General features: G+C 72.9%; 2 protein-coding genes. One reads left to right on the plus strand and one right to left on the minus strand.

The window, feature by feature from the left end; all coding sequences use genetic code 11:
• On the plus strand, positions 1-322 hold a 322-nt coding region (locus EIO58_RS18530; RefSeq protein ID WP_240659023.1), incomplete at its 5' end, for an enoyl-CoA hydratase/isomerase family protein.
• A gap of 137 nt (positions 323-459) precedes the next feature.
• Here EIO58_RS18530 and EIO58_RS18535 read toward each other — a convergent pair.
• A partial coding sequence (locus EIO58_RS18535; protein ID WP_240659025.1) for a thiamine pyrophosphate-dependent enzyme occupies positions 460-1001 on the minus strand: 542 nt, incomplete at its 5' end.

Consider the following 1001-nt stretch of genomic DNA (forward strand, 5'->3'; position numbering starts at 1 on the left):
GGCGCACCGGGCGCTCGACCTGATCTACACCGGAGAGCTGCTGACGGGCACCGCGGCCGTCGCGGCGGGCCTGTTCAGTCGTGCCGTGCCGGCCGACGAGGTGCTGGCTCGCACGCGCGAGCGTGCGGCGGTCGCGGCATCCGGCCCCACCGCGGCGTTCGTCGCGTCGAAGCGGCTCATCGCGCGCCTGCGTGACGAGCGGCTGTGGGATGCCGTCGCCGAAGAGTCCCGCGGGCAGGAGGCGCTGCGCGCGACCGCCGACTACCGCGAGGGGTTCGCCGCCTTTCAGCAGAAGCGCAAGCCGCGGTTCGAGGGTCGCTGAGACGCTCGACCCGTTCGGCCGGTCCGGCGGCGCGCTGCGAAAGCGGCGGGACGCATCGAGCTTCGAGGCACCGAGCCGGGACGGAAACGTCGAGCCAGCCCGCCGCTTTCACGCGGCGAGCAGGAGCGCCCCCTGCGTCAGGAGTTCACGCGGATGATCTCGTGCTGGTACGGCGCGACGACCGTGCCCGAGATGCGGCAGTCGAGCACCAGGAAGCGGCGGGATGCCTCGGGCTCGGCCTTCCACGAACTCACGCGGTCGAGATCCTCGAGGCTGCGGACGACGACTCCCTCGGCGCCGACGCCCGACGCGAGCGCGGCGAAATCGACCTCCGGGATCAGCATGGGCTCCTTCGCGAGGCCCTTGAGTCCGTACAGGTTGACCTCGGCGCCGTAGGCGGCGTCGTTCCACACCACGGCGATGCCGCGGCCGCCGGCGACCCGCACGGCGGTCTCGAGGTCGGCGAGGGCCATGAGCCCGCCGCCGTCGCCCGTCGTGAGCACGACCGTCGACGACGGCTTCGCCAGCGCAGCGCCCGCCACCGACGCCCAGCCCTGGCCGATCGACTGGAACGCGGTGCCGACCATCATCATGCGGTCGGGGGAGGCGACCGGCCAGTACATGTTGGCCCACCCGATGAAGTGCCCGCCGTCCGAGACCACGACGCGGTCCTGCGGCA

Origin of the sequence: Microbacterium sp. CPCC 204701, from assembly GCF_004010105.1 — a bacterium.
Classification (GTDB): domain Bacteria; phylum Actinomycetota; class Actinomycetes; order Actinomycetales; family Microbacteriaceae; genus Microbacterium.